The following is a 15867-nucleotide window of genomic DNA, read 5'->3' on the forward strand; positions in this document are numbered from 1 at the left end:
CCGCTGTGATTCCGGCCCTGGTCAGTGGGCGCACCGGCTGGCAGGATCTCGCGCATGTCCAAGCTGTTCCCCCGTATCGGCAGGCGCCGGGCCCTGCAGAGCGCGGCCGCCGGTGTCGTGGCTCTCGGGCTGCTGCTGTGGTGGCTGCTGCCTCTGGAGGAGGAGCCCCCGCGCGGGACGATCACCCTCAGCACGGGCACCCGCGCGGGCGTCTACTACGAGTACGGGGAACGGCTGCGCAAGGAACTCGCCGAGGACATGCCGGACCTCAAGGTGGAGCTGCTCACCAGCGCCGGATCACAGGAGAACGTCGCCCGCGTGGCGACCGGCCGGGCCGACTTCACCATCGCGGCGGCCGACGCGGTGGAGACGTACAAGCTGGACGGCGTGGGAGCCGACCGGCTGCGCGGTGTCGCCCGCCTGTACGACGACTACGTGCAGCTCGTCGTGCCGCCGGACTCGGACATCCGGTCGGTGAGGGACCTGCGTGGCAAGCGGGTGGCCATAGGGCTGCCCGACTCGGGCGTGCGGCTGATCGCCAGCCGGGTGCTCAAGGCGGCCGGTATCGATCCGGAGAAGGACATCACGGCGTACTCGGACGGCATCGACACCGGGCCCAAGGAGCTGGGGAAACGACTCGACGCGTTCTTCTGGTCGGGTGGACTGCCCACGGACGGCCTGCGCAAGCTCACCGAGGCCGAGTCCGAGGCGCAGCCCTTCCGGTTCGTGCCCATCGACGTCGACCTGGTCGCCAAGCTGCACAAGGAGCGCGCCGCCACGCGGTACTACCGCGCCACCAACATGCCCGAGTCGGCCTACCCCGCCATCCAGCAGGGCGAGGCCGTCCCCACCATCGCGGTGTCCAATGTGCTGATCACCCGCAAGGACATGGATCCCCGGCTGACAGAGTGGCTGACCCGGACCGTCATCAAGAGCCGTGACCGCATCGGCGCCCACGTCCACTCCGCGCAGCTGGTCGATCTGCGCACGGCGATCTACACGGACCCGCTGACGCTGCACGAGGGCGCGCGACGCTACTACCGCTCGGTCAAGCCGTAAATCCGTCCCCGCGCGGTGACCCTTCGCCATCTCCCCGCATCCCGTCTCCGCGCGGTGCCCCTTCGCCGTCTCCCCGCATCCCGTCTCCGCGCGGATCCCCATCAGCGGTAATCCCGCCCCACGCGGTCCGCCGGATCACACCCCCGGGCCGGTCCTGGGCACCCGCACCGTCACCTTCAGACCGTGCGGCTCATGATGCTCGTACGCGATGGAGCCGCCCGCCGCGGCGAGTAGTGCGCGGGTGATGGACAGGCCGAGGCCCGAACCCTTCACGTTCTGATGGCGGCCGCTGCGCCAGAAGCGGTCGCCCACGCGGGTCAGCTCCTCGTCGGTGAGACCGGGGCCGTGGTCCGCGACGACGATCGTGGAGGTCTCGCCGTTGGAGGCGACGGTGACCTCGACGCACTCCCCGGCCGGCGTGAACTTCACCGCGTTGTCGATGACCGCGTCCAGCGCGCTGGACAGGGTGACCGCGTCGGCCCACGCGGTGGTCGGCGGGCAGTCGGCCTCCAGCCGTACGCCCTTGGCCTCGGCGGTCGGCGCCCAGGCCGCGACTCGCTCGGCGGTGAGCGCACCGATGTCGGTGATCTCCAGGTCCGCCTCGGCGTGCTCGGCGAGCGCCAGGTCCAGCAGGTCGTCCAGCACATCGGCGAGGCGTTTGCCCTCGGCCTGCACGGAGGCGATCTCCTCGTTGCCCTCGGGCAGCTCCAGCGCCAGCAGCTCGATGCGCAGCAGCAGGGCCGCGAGCGGGTTGCGCAGCTGGTGCGAGGCGTCGGCGACGAACGCGCGCTGCTGCTCCAGGACGTCCTCGACGTTGTCCGCCATCTCGTTGAACGACCGGGCCAGCCGACGCAGCTCGGGGGGCCCGCTCGCCACCGCCACCCGGGACTTCAGCCGTCCGGTGGCGATGTCGTGGGTCGTCGCGTCCAGCACGCGTACGGGGCGGAGCACCCAGCCGGTGAGCCGGAGCGCGGCGCCGACGGCCAGCAGCATCGCGGCCGTCTCGCCGGCGGCGATGACGAGCCAGCCCTGGAGGATCCGGGACCGCATCTGCCCGGTGGGCGAGTCGGTGACCACCACGGCGACGACATCGCCGTCCCGGATGACCGGCGAGGCGACGACGAGCCGATTGCGCTGCCAGGGCCACACCTGCTGCGGATCGTGGCTGCGGCGGCTGAGGAACGCCTCGTCGAACGCGTCCCGCACCTCACCCGTTCGGGGGAGCGCCCAGTCGTCGGGGGCATGGGCCATGGGGGCGTCGTCGCGGTAGAAGACACCGGCATGAATGCCGTAGACCTTGTAGTAACTGATCAGCTCGCGTCTGAGCGTCTCGCGGCGCTCGTCCTTGACCGTGGGCGCGGCGGTGACGAACTGCGCGAGGGCCGCGAACCGCGCGGTGTCGTCGATCCGGTCGACGACCACCTTCTGCTGCTGGGCGGCGGCCAGGCTGACGGCGAGCGGGACGCCCAGCGCCAGCAGCACGGCCGCCATCAGGACGATGAGCAGCGGCAGGAGACGTGTGCGCACCCTGCCCCGCTACGCGCCCGGGGCGACGAGCCGGTAGCCGACGCCGCGTACGGTCTCGATGAGCGCCGGCATGCGCAGCTTGGCGCGCAGGGACGCGACGTGCACCTCCAGGGTGCGGCCGGTCCCCTCCCAGCTGGTGCGCCAGACCTCGCTGATGATCTGCTCCCGCCGGAAGACCACACCCGGGCGTTGCGCCAGCAGGGCGAGGAGGTCGAACTCCTTGCGGGTCAGTTGGACAACCGAACCGTCCACGCTGACCTGGCGGGTGGGCAGCTCTATCCGGACGGGGCCCAGGTGCAGGGCGGTCTCGATGGAGCCGGTGGCGTCCTCGTGGACGGAGCGGCGGCTGACCGCGTGGATACGGGCGAGCAGTTCCCCGGTGTCGTACGGCTTGACCACGTAGTCGTCGGCGCCGAGGTTGAGGCCGTGGATGCGGGAGCGGACGTCGGACCGCGCGGTGACCATGATGACCGGCGTGCCCGTGCGCTTGCGGATCTTGCTGCAGACCTCGTAGCCGTCCTGGTCGGGCAGGCCGAGGTCGAGCAGGACGACGCCGAATCCGGCGCCCTCGGGCACGAGCGCCTGCAGGGCCTCCTCGCCGCTGCGCGCGTGCGTGACGTCGAAGCCGTGCCGCGCCAGGACCGCGGACAGAGCGGTGGCGACATGGTTGTCGTCCTCGACGAGGAGCAGTCTCATCCCGGCCCCCTTCGGTTCATCGGCTGGTTGGATGCGCTGGCTAGAAACACGTGCACGCGCGCGTGCACCATGGCAGTCACGCTGATGGATGTCGACGGCGTCAAGAGGGTTCCGGTTGCGCGGCGCCCGAAGTTATCCGGCCGATACGGTCGCTGGTCACAAGTGCTACGACAGGTGTCCGATTGCTATCGGATCGTGATGCTCAGATTCCCCTCAGATGTAATGACGCAGGTCGCGTAGGGTTATTAGTGTCCTCCGAAACCCGAGGAGGACGGAGCCAGCAAGCGATGACCGAAGTATCGGTGGCCAAGGAAGACGTGGCCGCGTCCGGCGAACTGGTCGTCCTGAAGAGCGTCAACAAGCACTTCGGCGCGTTGCACGTACTCCAGGACATCGATCTGACGATCGCCCGCGGCGAGGTGGTGGTGGTCATCGGGCCCTCCGGGTCCGGAAAGTCCACCCTGTGCCGCACCATCAACCGCCTGGAGACGATCGACTCCGGCACGATCTCGATCGACGGGAAGCCGCTGCCCCAGGAGGGCAAGGCGCTGGCCCGGCTGCGCGCCGACGTCGGGATGGTGTTCCAGTCCTTCAATCTCTTCGCGCACAAGACCGTGCTCGAGAACGTGATGCTCGGCCAGATCAAGGTCCGCAAGGCGGACAAGAAGCAGGCCGAGGAGAAGGCGCGCGCCCTTCTCGACCGCGTCGGTGTCGCCACCCAGGCGGACAAGTACCCGGCCCAGCTCTCCGGCGGCCAGCAGCAGCGCGTCGCCATCGCTCGGGCCCTCGCCATGGGACCCAAGGTCATGCTCTTCGACGAGCCGACGTCGGCTCTCGACCCGGAGATGATCAACGAGGTCCTCGAGGTCATGCAGCAGCTCGCCCGTGAGGGCATGACCATGATCGTGGTCACCCACGAGATGGGCTTCGCGCGATCCGCCGCCAACCGTGTGGTGTTCATGGCGGACGGCCGCATCGTCGAGGAGGCTGCGCCCGAGCAGTTCTTCAGCAACCCGCGCAGCGATCGTGCCAAGGACTTCCTGTCGAAGATCCTTCACCACTGACGCACTCTCGTCGCCCGCGCGTCCACCGCGCCCCCACGCGTCGACCCGCGTCACCCCTGAACCGGACGGCCCGCGTCCCCTTCACCCCGCAAAGGATGTTCACCATGAAGCTCCGCAAGGTCACCGCCGCGGCTGCCGCCGCACTCGTCCTGTCGATCACCGCGACCGCCTGTGGCGGCGGCGACAAGGACGGCGACAGCAACTCAGGCTCCGGCGGCGGCGACAAGATCAAGATCGGCATCAAGTACGACCAGCCCGGTCTCGGCCTGAAGGAGCCGGACGGTTCGTTCTCCGGCTTCGACGTCGACGTGGCGACGTACGTGGCCAAGGAGCTCGGCTACGAGCCCGACCAGATCGAGTGGGTCGAGACCAAGAGCGCCGACCGTGAGAACGCGCTCGCCCGCGGCGACGTGAAGTTCATCGCGGCGACCTACTCCATCACCGACGAGCGCAAGGAGAAGGTCGACTTCGCCGGTCCGTACCTGCTGGCTCACCAGGACCTGCTGGTCAAGAAGGACTCGGACATCACCGAGGCCACCGACCTCAACAACAAGAAGCTCTGCTCGGTGGTCGGCTCGACGTCCGCGCAGAACGTCAAGGACGACTTCGCCCCGAAGGCCCAGCTGAAGCAGGTCGGCACCTACTCGGAGTGCGTCGCCGCCCTGCAGAGCGGCGCGGTGGACGCGCTGACGACGGACGACTCGATCCTCGCCGGCTTCGCCGCGCAGAAGCAGTACCAGGGTCAGTTCAAGCTGGCCGGTCTGAAGCTGAGCAACGAGAACTACGGCATCGGCGTCAAGAAGGGCGACACCGAGACCGTGAACAAGATCAACGACGCGCTGGAGAAGATGGTCAGCGACAAGTCGTGGAACAAGGCGGTCGAGGAGAACTTCGGCCCGGCCAGCTACAAGAACGAGCCGGCGCCGCAGATCGGCAACATCGTCAAGTAGGCCCTGGCCCGTCCAAGTAACGCGGGGTCTCTGAGGCGTGCCGCCGTCCGTCGCGATCAGGACGGCGGCGCGCCGCGTCCGCCACGTACGCCACACACCCGGAAGCGCGGGAGATCGTGTTCGACTTTATTTCTGACTATGACGATCCAACCTTGTTGGGTGCCTTCTGGGTGACGGTGCAGCTCACCGTGTTCTCCGCCGTCGGCTCCCTGGTCTGGGGCACGCTGCTGGCGGCGATGCGGGTCAGCCCGGTACCGCTGATGCGGTGGTTCGGCACCGCATACGTGAACATCGTCCGGAACATCCCGCTGACCGTCATCATCGTCTTCACCTCGCTCGGTCTCGCCGACATCTTCGGCATGACCATGGGCGCGCCGGACGACTTCGAGGTGCAGGGCTTCCGCCTCGCGGTGCTCGGACTCGTCGCCTACACCGCGGCCTTCGTCTGTGAGGCCCTGCGCTCCGGCATCAACACCGTGCCGGTCGGGCAGGCCGAGGCGGCCCGTGCCATCGGCCTGAGCTTCAGTCAGGTGCTGCGGCTGATCGTGCTGCCGCAGGCGTTCCGCGCGGTCATCGGCCCGCTGGCGAACGTGCTGATCGCGCTGACCAAGAACACGACGGTGGCGGCCACGATCGGTGTCGCGGAGGCCGCGCTGCTGATGAAGGAAATGATCGAGAACGAGGCTCAGACGCTGCTCATCGGCGCGATCTTCGCCTTCGGTTTCGTGGTACTGACCCTGCCCACCGGCCTGTTCCTCGGCTGGCTGAGCAAGCGACTGGCGGTGAAGCGGTGACCTCCGTTCTGTACGACGCGCCCGGCCCCCGGGCCAAGCGGCGCAACATCATCTTCTCCGTCGTCTTCGTCGCCCTCCTCGCACTCCTTCTGTGGTGGGTCTACAAGACGATGGACGAGAAGGGCCAGCTGGAGTGGGCCCTGTGGAAGCCGTTCACCGAGTCCGAGGCCTGGACGACATATCTGATCCCCGGCCTCGAGAACACGCTCAAGGCCGCGGCGCTCGCCATGGTCATCGCCCTCCCGCTGGGCGCCTTCTTCGGCATCGCGCGCATGTCCGACCACCGGTGGGTGCGCGTCCCGGCCGGCGCGGTGGTCGAGTTCTTCCGGGCCATCCCGGTGCTGCTGCTGATGCTGTTCGCCAACGAGCTGTACGCCCGCTACACGGACGTGACCAGCGAGGACCGGCCGCTGTACGCGGTGGTCACCGGTCTGGTGCTCTACAACGCCTCGGTTCTCGCCGAGATCGTCCGCGCGGGCATCCTGTCGCTGCCCAAGGGGCAGACGGAGGCGGCCCAGGCGATCGGTCTGCGCAAGGGCCAGACGATGACCAGCATCCTGCTGCCGCAGGCGGTCACGGCGATGCTCCCGGCGATCGTCACCCAGCTGGTCGTCATCGTGAAGGACACCGCGCTGGGCGGTGTGATGCTCGGCTTCACCGAGCTGCTGAACTCGCGCGGCACGCTCGCGGCCAACTACGCGAACGTCATCCCCAGCTTCATCGTGGTGGCGATCATCTACATCGTCCTCAACTTCATCCTCACCAGCTTCGCTAGCTGGCTGGAGGGCAAGCTGCGGCGCAGCAAGCGGTCGACGGGCGCGGTGCTGCACGCCGAGGACGTCGACGATCTGAACGCCGCCGAGGTCGGTGGTGCACCCGGGTCGGGGGTCGGCAAGACGGTCTGATGGTCGGTCAGTAACCGTCCGTGACGCAGGGGCAGTGGCATGATCGCCACTGCCCCTGTGTCACTTGACGCAAGCACCGGCAATGGGTTGCATACGTTCTGTGATCGTGCACCCTGCTCCAACTTCCTGTTCACACCCGTCCCTCAGGACACCGCCACGGGCAGGGGGCGCAGCGCCGTGGACCCGGTGATCATTGTCGGAGCGGGGCCCGTCGGGCTCACGCTCGCCCTGGCACTGGCGCGTCAGGAGGTGCCGTCCGTCGTCCTGGACGAGGGTCCGGGCAAGGACGAACCACGACTCGCGCGTACCGTCGTCCTGCGCGACGACACCGCCGCCCTGATCGAACGGCTGACCGGTGTGCCGCTCGCCGAAGCGGGCGCCCGCTGGGCCGGATGGCGGTCGATGCGGCGCAAGCAGGTGATGCGCGAGATCACGTTCGGCGAGGCCCCGGAGGAAGCCGAGGGAGACGAGGCCGCCACACCGCTCGCCTCCCCCCTGCACATCGCACAGCATGTGCTGACCGGCGCCCTGCGCGCCGCGATCGCCCGCGAACGGCTCGTCAAGATCGCTGTGGAGAGCCGGCTGGACACCATCGAGCAGGAGGCCTCGGGCGTCACCGCGCACACCCGCGGCCCCAAGGGCACATGGTGGCGCGGAAGTTACCTGGTCGGCTGCGACGGCCCCCGCTCCACCGTGCGCAAACTCCAGGACATCCGCTTCCCCGGCCGTACGGCCGTCGAGCGACACGCCGTGGCCGCGCTGCGCACGGAACTCAGGTGGACCGGTCAGGCGTTGCTCCACCGGATGCCGCCGTGGCGGACGTCGGGCCCCTCGGCCGGGGAGGTGACCGGGCGCCCGCTCCCGGAGGGTGTCTGGCGACTGGACTGGCTGCTGCCGCCCGGCAAGGACCTGGTCACGCCCGAGCTGCTGATGGACCGGGTCCGGGAGACCCTGGCCGGCTGGACGGACGGCGCGTCACCGTCGTACGAACTGCTGGACACCGGAGTCCACACGGTCCACCACCGGCTGGCGCGGCGCTGGCGGGCGGGCCGGGTCTTCCTCGCCGGGGACGCGGCGCACCTGCTCGGCGCGCTCGGCACGCAGGGCCTGGACGAGGGGCTGCGGGACGCCGACAACCTCGCCTGGAAGCTGGCGCTGGCATGGCATCACGGGCCGCACGAGGCGCTGCTGGACAGCTATCAGGAGGAGCGGCGCGCCGTCGTCGCCGCCCGGCTGCGGGCCGCCGACCAGGCGCTCCCGCTGCTGCGCGGCGGCAAGGGCCTGCGCTCGTACGTCCCCGGCACCGCCCGCGGCCACGACGCGCTGCTCACCGACGGGCACCTCGGCAGCGGCCCGCTCGGCGCGCCGGGGACGTACGCCGGGTCCCCTCTGGCGCCCCGGCACGTCGAGGCCGAGGTCCCGGTCGACACCCCGCCGGGTGCGCCGGTCACCGATGTGGTGGTCACGGCGGAGGACGGCTCCTTCGTGTGGCTGCGGGACCGGCTGGGCCGCGGCGCGCTGCTCGTCGTGCTCGTCGCGCCGGGCACGGGCGTGTGGGAACGCAAGCACTGGGTGTCGGCCGGGATCATGCCCCGGCTCGCGGCCGCGGTGACCGCGCTGCCCCACCCCGCCGAGCTGCTGGTCGCCGAGCACTATCCCGGTGCGGCCCCGCACACCGTGCTCCTCGTCCGGCCCGACGGCCATCTGGTCACCGCGCTGAACGGGGTGCGCCCGGCCGATCTGTACACGGCGGCCGAGGCGACGCTCGGTGGCCCCGTGAAGGCGCAGGGGAGGGCGGAGGCCGGTGCCGGGGCCGGGGCGGGCTCACGCTGACAACCCGCGGCCACGGTCACCGTGTGTCCACATGGTGACAGTGAGTTGACCCGTCCCGACCGGCATGGTGTACTCCGGATCGTGACCGACACCTACGTGCGCCTGTGGCGGAGGGTCCATATGGACCTCGTCCGCTATGCGGGCTGCGTGTGTCGACCGTCCTGCTGATCTCGCCTCTCCCTCTGCCGCGCGCCGCCGAGGCGTCGTCGCGCGTGCTCACGCGAACTCACCAGGACGGTCCACGTGTCTGCGCTTTCCTTCTCCCGTTCCGTTTCCGCCCCTGCCGCCCGGCAGGCCGCCCCTCCCACCCAGGCCGATCTGCTGGAGTTCGCCCGGCGCACGGCCGCCGACACCGAACTGATCGACTCGCTGCCGCTCGACCCGGAGGGCCGCACCTGGGTACGGCTCCAGGGGCCCGGCGGCAGCGAGGCCTGGCTGATCGGCTGGCCGCCCGGCACGGGCACCGGCTGGCACGATCACGCCGACTCGGTCGGTGCCTTCGTCACCGCGCGCGGCGAGCTGACGGAGAACGCGCTCGCCGCGCGGCTGCCCACCGACGGCTGGAAGACCCTCGAACTCAGCGAAGGCGTGGACCGGGAGCGCCTGCTGCCGGCCGGGCGGGGCCGCGCCTTCGGCCGCCACCACGTCCACGAGGTCCTCAACGGGTCCCCCGATCAGCATGCGATCTCCGTCCACGCCTACTATCCGCCGCTGCCGCAGATCCGCCGCTACAGTCGCAGCGGCCAGGTGCTGCGCCTGGAGCACGTCGAGCGCCCGGAGGACTGGCAGTGAGCGGCGAGCGCGAAGTCCCGGTCGGGATCGACGAGTTCCTGGAGCGGGTCCGGGCCCGCTACGAGCGGATCGGGCCGCGGGAGGCGTACGACGCCCAGCAGAGCGGTGAGGCACTGCTGGTGGACATCCGGTACGCCGCCCTGCGCGAGCGGGACGGTCTGATCCCCGGCGCCCTCGTCGTGGAGCGCAACGAGCTGGAGTGGCGCCTCGACCCCTGGGGCAGCCACCGTCTGCCCGAGGCCACCGGTCACGACCTGCGGGTCGTGGTGGTCTGCAACGAGGGATACGCGTCGAGCCTCGCGGCCGACTCACTGCACCGACTCGGCCTGCACCGGGCCACGGATCTGGTGGGCGGCTTCCAGGGGTGGCGGGCGGCGGGGCTGCCGCTGGTGGTCCAGGCGGGTCGGTGATCCGGTCCGGGGCCGGAAGTCGCTTCTGACCCTGGTCCGGGGCGGCTCCTGCCCCCGGACCGACCAGCCCGGGCCGCCGAGTTGGCGACGGTGGCGGAGAAGCGTCCGTCCTTCAGCGCGGCGAGGCCTTCGTCGGTGCCATTGACCGTCACGATCTTCACCTGGCCGGCGCCGGTCGCGTCGAACGCCTTGCGGACGGCGAACGCCATCTGCTCGTTGGCGACGAAGGCGTACGTGAGGTCGGGGTGGCTGCGGATCATGTCCTCGGCGACTCGCCGGGCCCCGGCCGGGTCGTACATGCCCGGCGCTTCGGCCACCACCTCGGCGTTGTCCGGCAGCGCCGAGGTGAAGCCGCCCACCAGCAGGTCGGAGGCGGCGCCCGGGGCACCCGCGACGATGCCGACCGCCACGGGCCGGCCGGCCGCGTCCTCGGCGATCCATTCGGCGGCCGGCCGGCCGCCTTCAGGTCGACCACGACCGCGCCGAGGATGTCCGAGGTGTCCTCGGGCACCACCGAGGTGAGGAAGACCGGGATGTCCGCGTCGCGGGCCCTGGCGATGTGCTTCTCCAGCGCGTCGGCATCGACGGTCTGGACGATCAGGGCGTCGACGTCCCGGGCGATCATGTCCTCTGTGCTGGCCAGTTCGCGGCGGAGTCCTGACCCGAGTCGGCCGTGTACAGGTCGACCAGGTTGTTCCTGGCCTCCTGCTCGATCGACCGCTGGAGGCAGGTGTGGAACTGGGTGGTGCCGCCGTTGACGAATCCCAGTGTGCCGGGACCGTCGGCAGCCTGCCCGGCGGTCGATCGCAGCTGACAGCCGCTCAGCGCGAGGCCGACGCCGACGCCGAGGAGGGACGCGGCCAGCGCTCTTCGGGAGGGCGGACACGGGCATGGCGGGGCAGCCTTTTCGGGCGTCTGGGGATGCGGGCACAGCCGTGCGAGTACGCGGGGTGCGCGTACGGACGCGTGGCCGTGCGGCAGCAGACGGTACCGGCGGCGGGGAGTGGATCACCCCTCCAGGCGCGCAAGGTAATCGTGCGTTCTGTGAGACGAGGTTTCCCATCGGCCCTGCTCGGCCCTGTTCGGCCTTGCTCGGCCATGCACGCGATCGGCGCCCCCGCCCGCCCTCCGTGTCCGGGGCCCGTCATGGCACGCGGGCGCCGTCAGAACCCCTCGTCCTCCAGGAACTCCGTGTCCTCCCCCTCCTCCTCCAGCGCCTGCCGGACGATCCGCAGGGCCATGCCCTCGGAGTAGCCCTTGCGGGCCAGCATCCCGGCGAGGCGGCGCAGCCGCTTGTCGCGGTCGAGCCCGCGGGTGGCGCGCAGCTTGCGGGCGACCAGCTCACGCGCGGTCGCCTCCTCCTGCTCGGAGTCGAGCTGGGCGACGGCCGCGTCGATCAGCGTGGAGTCGACGCCCTTGGTGCGCAGTTCCCGGGCGAGCGCCCGCCGGGCCAGCCCTCGGCCGTGGTGCCGGGACTCCACCCAGGCGTCCGCGAAGGCGCTGTCGTCGATCAGTCCGACTTCCTCGAACCGGGACAGCACCTCCTCGGCGACCTCGTCCGGGATCTCCCGCTTGCGGAGGGCGTCCGCGAGTTGCTTGCGGGTACGTGGGGTCCCGGTGAGCAGGCGCAGGCAGATCGCCCGTGCCCGCTCAGCCGGGTCCCCCGAGGACTCCCCCTGCTCGGCCCTCGACGAGGAGGAGGAGCCCCCGTCCTCGGCGGACGGGTCTCCGAAGCCGCGCCGCCGGCGCCCACGCCCCCGACGTGAGCCACCCGCGCCGCTCCGGTCACCGCCGCTCGTCCCCCCGCCGGGGTACGAGTCGCCGTCCGGCCGACCGTCGCCGTGCCCGGCGGCCCGCCGCTCGCCTTCATGCCCCGGCTCCGGCTCCCGCGGGGTGCCGGGGTAGGCGTACTCGGCCCAGTCGGTTCGCCGTGTCACGGGGTCAGCTCTTGGCAGCCGCGGCCTTGGTCTTGGCCGTCTTGGCCGCCGGAGCGGGCACCGACTTGGCGGTGTCGTCCGCGGCGGTGGTGACCGCGGCGTCCGTGCCCGACTCGGCCGCCGGCTCCTCGGGCCGCACGCCGACGCCCAGCTTCTCCTTGATCTTCTTCTCGATCTCGTTGGCCAGGTCGGGGTTGTCCTTGAGGAAGTTGCGCGCGTTCTCCTTGCCCTGGCCGAGCTGGTCGCCCTCGTACGTGTACCAGGCGCCGGCCTTGCGGACGAAGCCGTGCTCCACGCCCATGTCGATCAGGCCGCCCTCGCGGCTGATGCCCTGGCCGTAGAGGATGTCGAACTCGGCCTGCTTGAAGGGCGGGGCGACCTTGTTCTTGACGACCTTGCACCGGGTGCGGTTGCCGACCGCCTCCGTGCCGTCCTTCAGGGTCTCGATGCGACGGATGTCGATGCGCACCGAGGCGTAGAACTTCAGCGCCCGGCCACCGGTCGTGGTCTCGGGGGAGCCGAACATCACACCGATCTTCTCGCGGAGCTGGTTGATGAAGATCGCCGTGGTCTTGGACTGGTTGAGCGCGCTGGTGATCTTCCGCAGGGCCTGGCTCATCAGGCGGGCCTGCAGACCGACGTGGCTGTCGCCCATCTCGCCCTCGATCTCCGCGCGCGGGACGAGCGCGGCGACGGAGTCGATGACGATCAGGTCGAGAGCACCGGAGCGGACCAGCATGTCCACGATCTCCAGGGCCTGCTCGCCGTTGTCGGGCTGGGAGAGGATGAGGTTGTCGATGTCGACGCCGAGCTTGCGCGCGTACTCGGGGTCGAGGGCGTGCTCCGCGTCCACGAAGGCGACCTGGCCGCCGGCCTTCTGAGCGTTGGCCACGGCGTGCAGCGTGAGCGTGGTCTTACCGGAGGACTCCGGTCCGTAGATCTCCACCACACGGCCGCGGGGCAGGCCGCCCACGCCGAGGGCCACGTCGAGCGCGGTCGACCCGGTCGGGATGACCTCGATGGGCTCCTTCGACCGCTCGCCCATGCGCATGACGGCGCCCTTGCCGAATTGTCGTTCAATCTGCGCGAGGGCGGCGTCGAGAGCCTTCTCGCGGTCGGTTCCTGCCATGGGTTCCACCCGGTTTGCTTGAGTCGATCGCTTCACGTCAAAGACGCTAACGCCTGCCACTGACAATGCGCCCCGACGCGGGTCCGGCCTGTGGATAACCCGGACATTTCTCCCCTCATAACAGGTCGAAACGCCCACCGAGAGCCTCGCCGGAGCTTCCATATGAATGGATGTTCGATTTTCGTGTCAAGCGCACCACGCGGCTCTCCGGGCCCTCGGGACCCGCCGCGAGGACCTACCGGCCCGACCGCCCCGCCGCCCGCAGCCGTCCCCACAGCTCCCGCGCCCGCGTGACCGGACCGGGTCCCGCGTCGCGCCCGCCTCGCCTCCGGTGCCCGTGGACCCGGGGGTCGTCCGTGACGTCGTACCGCTTCACGTACGCCCCCAGGAAGGCCTGGAGCGTGGCGACCGCCGGGATGGCGACCAGCGCGCCGACCGCACCGAGCAGCGCGGTGCCGGCGACGACCGAGCCGAACGCGACCGCCGGGTGGATGTCGACGGTCTTCGAGGTCAGCTTCGGCTGGAGCACGTAGTTCTCGAACTGCTGGTAGATCACCACGAAGATCAGCACCCACAGCGCGTACCAGGGGTCGACCGTGAACGCGATCAGCATGGGCAGGGCGCCCGCGAGATAGGTGCCGATGGTGGGGATGAACTGCGAGACCAGGCCCACCCACACGGCCAGCACGGGCGCGTAGGGCACACCCAGGAACTCCAGCAGTATGTAGTGCGCCACTCCGGAGATGAGCGCCATCAGACCGCGCGAGTACAGATAGCCGCCGGTCTTGTCCACGGCGATCTCCCAGGCCCGCAGCACCTCGGCCTGCCGGGCGGGCGGCAGCACGGAGCACAGCGCCCGGCGCAGCCTCGGCCCGTCGGCGGCGAAGTAGAACGAGAACAGGCCGATCGTCAGCAGCTGGAAGAGGCCGCCCAGGACCTGCGCGGAGACGTCCAGGACGCCGGTGGCGCTGTTCTGCACGTAGTTGCGCAGCCAGTCGGAGCGGAGCAGGCCCTCCTGGATGTCCACCCGCCGCAGTTCGGTGTTGAAGTGGGTGTTGACCCAGTTGATCACGGAGTCGAGGTAGTCCGGGAAGTTCTCGACCATGGTGATGATCTGGCCCGCGAGCATCGAGCCGAGCAGCGTGACGAATCCGGCGGTCACGATGAACACGGCGAGGAAGACCAGGAAGGTGCCCAGCCCCCGGCGCACACCGCGCGAGGCCATCCAGCTGACCGCGGGCTCGACGGCGAGGGCCAGGAAGAACGCGATCAGGATGTTGATCAGCAGGCCGGTGAGCTGGTGGAAGGCCCAACTGCCCAGCTGGAAGACGGCGATGAGCGCGAGCGCCAGCACCATGGCGCGCGGCAGCCAGCGCGGCATGCGCGCACCCGGCGCGGCCGCCCCGTCGGCCGGCGGCCGGTCGGGCGGCGTCGTACCGCTCGAGGAGGCGTGCTGCGCGGCCGGTCCGGTCTCATCTGTGGATGTCACGCTGCAAGTCTGGCCCACGCCGCCGACAACCTACCGCCCCAGGGCGACTCCGTGATCTGTCAGCGCTGTTCCTGTGGCACGTGCATGACGTCACAGACCACGCGCCACACGTCCTTGGCGTCCCAGCCGGCGGCCAGTGCCTCGTGCACGGTGCGCCCGCCGAGTTCCGACATCACATGATCACGCGCGAAGGTGTCGGCGTGCCCCGTCCCGAAGTGCTCCGCCATCCGCTCCCAGAAGACCGTCAACCGCATGACACCAGTATCCCGCCCCTGAGAGTGGGCCCGGCCCGGGACCGCTCGCCCGGCTCCCTTTTCGCCCTACGGTCTGAGCCATGGCCGAAACAGGAGCATCCCCACTCCCCTCATCGCCCCCGGCGCGCTCCCCGCTCTTCCGCGCCGAACACTTCGTCTGGCTCACCGCGCGGGTGCTGGAACAGCGCCTCTTCGCGTACCACTTCCTCAACGGCGGTGCCGATCCCGTCGAGACGGCGCTGGACGCCCACCGCAACCAGGACGGCGGCTACGGCCACGCTCTGGAGCCCGATCTGCGCGGCCCGGTCAGCCAACCGCTGCACACCGCGCGGGCCCTGCGCGTGCTGGACTCGATCGGCCGCTGCGGCGGACAGCGCGTGGAGTGGGTGTGCCGCTACCTGACCTCGGTGTCCACCCCCGACGGCGCACTGCCCGCCGTCCATCCCAGCCAGCGCGGCTACCCGGCCGCCCCTTTCGTGCCGATCGTGGACGATCCGCCCAGCGAGCTGCTGGCCACCGGCCCGGTGGTCGGCCTGCTGCACCGCAACGAGGTGTGGCACGCGTGGCTGTTCCGCGCGACGGACTTCTGCTGGCAGGCCGTGGAGTCGCTGGAGCGGTCGCACCCCTACGAGATCCAGGCCGCCGTGGCCTTCCTCGACTCGGCTCCCGACCGCCCCCGCGCGGAGGCGGCCGCCGACCGTCTGGGCCGCCTGGTGCGCGAGCAGCGGCTGGCGGCCCTCGACCCGGACCGACTGGACGCCTTCCCCGTCGCCCCCGGCTACGCCCCGGGCGAGCACCACTTCCCGTACGACTACGCGAGAACACCGCAGTCCCTCGCGCGCGCGTGGTTCACCGACGACGAGATGACCCGCGCCCTGGACCATCTGGCGAGCGAGCAGCAGGAGGACGGCGGCTGGCCGATTCTCTGGCGGCCGTGGGCACCCGGCGCCACCCTGGAGGCCCGCCCCATGGTGACCATCGAGGCCCTGCGCACCCTGAGGGCCCACGGCCGCCCGATCGGCTGACCG

16 protein-coding genes and 1 pseudogene are annotated in these 15867 nt (G+C 70.6%); 10 read left to right on the forward strand and 7 right to left on the reverse strand.

Going from position 1 to position 15867, the window contains the following annotated elements; genetic code table 11:
* Positions 1-54 precede the first annotated feature (54 nt).
* Positions 55-1059, forward strand: coding sequence for a TAXI family TRAP transporter solute-binding subunit (locus ACSU6L_RS10020; RefSeq protein ID WP_437055640.1), 1005 nt, complete (start codon positions 55-57; stop codon positions 1057-1059).
* A 135-nt stretch (positions 1060-1194) separates the two neighbouring features.
* On the opposite strand, the gene ACSU6L_RS10025 is transcribed toward ACSU6L_RS10020, so the two are convergent.
* Together ACSU6L_RS10025 and ACSU6L_RS10030 are read right to left on the reverse strand one after the other, a co-directional pair.
* On the reverse strand, positions 1195-2586 hold the full coding sequence (locus tag ACSU6L_RS10025; protein ID WP_437055642.1) for an ATP-binding protein: 1392 nt from the start codon (positions 2584-2586) through the stop codon (positions 1195-1197).
* Between the two features lie 9 nt (positions 2587-2595).
* Positions 2596-3282 (reverse strand): response regulator transcription factor, encoded by a 687-nt coding sequence (locus tag ACSU6L_RS10030; protein WP_073939503.1) that lies wholly within the window; start codon positions 3280-3282, stop codon positions 2596-2598.
* 287 nt (positions 3283-3569) lie between these two features.
* On the opposite strand from ACSU6L_RS10030, the gene ACSU6L_RS10035 reads away from it, so the two are divergent.
* The 8 genes from ACSU6L_RS10035 to ACSU6L_RS10070 all read left to right on the forward strand — a co-directional run bounded on the left by ACSU6L_RS10035 (position 3570) and on the right by ACSU6L_RS10070 (position 10030).
* Positions 3570-4346, forward strand: a complete 777-nt coding sequence (locus ACSU6L_RS10035; protein ID WP_073939504.1) for an amino acid ABC transporter ATP-binding protein — start codon at positions 3570-3572, stop codon at positions 4344-4346.
* Positions 4347-4450: 104 nt separating this feature from the next.
* A complete protein-coding gene (locus ACSU6L_RS10040) occupies positions 4451-5296 on the forward strand; it encodes a glutamate ABC transporter substrate-binding protein (protein WP_437055645.1) in 846 nt (281 codons plus the stop codon).
* Between the two features lie 116 nt (positions 5297-5412).
* Positions 5413-6090 carry an amino acid ABC transporter permease gene (locus ACSU6L_RS10045; RefSeq protein ID WP_365515812.1) on the forward strand — a complete coding sequence of 226 codons (678 nt, stop codon included), beginning with the start codon at positions 5413-5415 and terminating at the stop codon, positions 6088-6090.
* Positions 6087-6995 carry an amino acid ABC transporter permease gene (locus ACSU6L_RS10050; protein ID WP_437055647.1) on the forward strand — a complete coding sequence of 303 codons (909 nt, stop codon included), beginning with the start codon at positions 6087-6089 and terminating at the stop codon, positions 6993-6995. Before ACSU6L_RS10045 ends, ACSU6L_RS10050 begins: the two co-directional genes overlap by 4 nt.
* 177 nt (positions 6996-7172) lie before the next feature.
* Positions 7173-8828 (forward strand): FAD-dependent monooxygenase, encoded by a 1656-nt coding sequence (locus tag ACSU6L_RS10055; RefSeq protein ID WP_437055649.1) that lies wholly within the window; start codon positions 7173-7175, stop codon positions 8826-8828.
* 96 nt (positions 8829-8924) lie between these two features.
* Positions 8925-8996, forward strand: coding sequence for a putative leader peptide (locus tag ACSU6L_RS10060; RefSeq protein ID WP_309544753.1), 72 nt, complete (start codon positions 8925-8927; stop codon positions 8994-8996).
* Between the two features lie 75 nt (positions 8997-9071).
* Positions 9072-9620 carry a cysteine dioxygenase gene (locus ACSU6L_RS10065; protein ID WP_437055651.1) on the forward strand — a complete coding sequence of 183 codons (549 nt, stop codon included), beginning with the start codon at positions 9072-9074 and terminating at the stop codon, positions 9618-9620.
* On the forward strand, positions 9617-10030 hold the full coding sequence (locus ACSU6L_RS10070; RefSeq protein ID WP_437055653.1) for a rhodanese-like domain-containing protein: 414 nt from the start codon (positions 9617-9619) through the stop codon (positions 10028-10030). The genes ACSU6L_RS10065 and ACSU6L_RS10070 overlap by 4 nt, the downstream gene beginning before the upstream one ends.
* A gap of 116 nt (positions 10031-10146) precedes the next feature.
* On the opposite strand, the pseudogene ACSU6L_RS10075 reads toward ACSU6L_RS10070, so the two are convergent.
* From ACSU6L_RS10075 to ACSU6L_RS10095, 5 genes and pseudogenes are all read right to left on the reverse strand, one after another.
* Positions 10147-11093, reverse strand: a pseudogene (locus ACSU6L_RS10075) (sugar ABC transporter substrate-binding protein); the annotation flags it as partial.
* Positions 11094-11193: 100 nt separating this feature from the next.
* Positions 11194-11967 carry a recombination regulator RecX gene (gene recX, locus ACSU6L_RS10080; RefSeq protein WP_437055655.1) on the reverse strand — a complete coding sequence of 258 codons (774 nt, stop codon included), beginning with the start codon at positions 11965-11967 and terminating at the stop codon, positions 11194-11196.
* 4 nt (positions 11968-11971) lie between these two features.
* Positions 11972-13096, reverse strand: coding sequence for a recombinase RecA (gene recA / locus ACSU6L_RS10085; RefSeq protein ID WP_437055657.1), 1125 nt, complete (start codon positions 13094-13096; stop codon positions 11972-11974).
* 235 nt (positions 13097-13331) lie between these two features.
* Positions 13332-14585, reverse strand: coding sequence for an AI-2E family transporter (locus ACSU6L_RS10090; RefSeq protein ID WP_437055659.1), 1254 nt, complete (start codon positions 14583-14585; stop codon positions 13332-13334).
* A gap of 59 nt (positions 14586-14644) precedes the next feature.
* Positions 14645-14839: a DUF3046 domain-containing protein gene (locus ACSU6L_RS10095; protein ID WP_437055661.1), complete on the reverse strand. Its 195-nt coding sequence runs from the start codon at positions 14837-14839 to the stop codon at positions 14645-14647.
* Positions 14840-14919: 80 nt separating this feature from the next.
* Here ACSU6L_RS10095 and ACSU6L_RS10100 point away from each other — a divergent pair, with 80 nt between their 5' ends.
* Entirely contained in the window at positions 14920-15864 is a 945-nt protein-coding gene (locus tag ACSU6L_RS10100; protein ID WP_437055663.1) for a hypothetical protein, read from the forward strand.
* Positions 15865-15867 lie beyond the last annotated feature (3 nt).

Source organism: Streptomyces sp. enrichment culture, assembly GCF_964272855.1.
Lineage (GTDB): Bacteria > Actinomycetota > Actinomycetes > Streptomycetales > Streptomycetaceae > Streptomyces.

Excerpts from the sequence above, each read along its gene's own strand:
- ACSU6L_RS10100 (WP_437055663.1), top strand. The coding sequence starts at position 14,920 with ATGGCCGAAACAGGAGCATCCCCACTCCCCTCATCGCCCCCGGCGCGC.
- ACSU6L_RS10095 (WP_437055661.1), bottom strand. The coding sequence starts at position 14,839 with ATGCGGTTGACGGTCTTCTGGGAGCGGATGGCGGAGCACTTCGGGACG.
- ACSU6L_RS10030 (WP_073939503.1), bottom strand. The coding sequence starts at position 3,282 with ATGAGACTGCTCCTCGTCGAGGACGACAACCATGTCGCCACCGCTCTG.
- ACSU6L_RS10040 (WP_437055645.1), top strand. The coding sequence starts at position 4,451 with ATGAAGCTCCGCAAGGTCACCGCCGCGGCTGCCGCCGCACTCGTCCTG.
- ACSU6L_RS10020 (WP_437055640.1), top strand. The coding sequence starts at position 55 with ATGTCCAAGCTGTTCCCCCGTATCGGCAGGCGCCGGGCCCTGCAGAGC.
- ACSU6L_RS10035 (WP_073939504.1), top strand. The coding sequence starts at position 3,570 with ATGACCGAAGTATCGGTGGCCAAGGAAGACGTGGCCGCGTCCGGCGAA.
- recA (WP_437055657.1), bottom strand. The coding sequence starts at position 13,096 with ATGGCAGGAACCGACCGCGAGAAGGCTCTCGACGCCGCCCTCGCGCAG.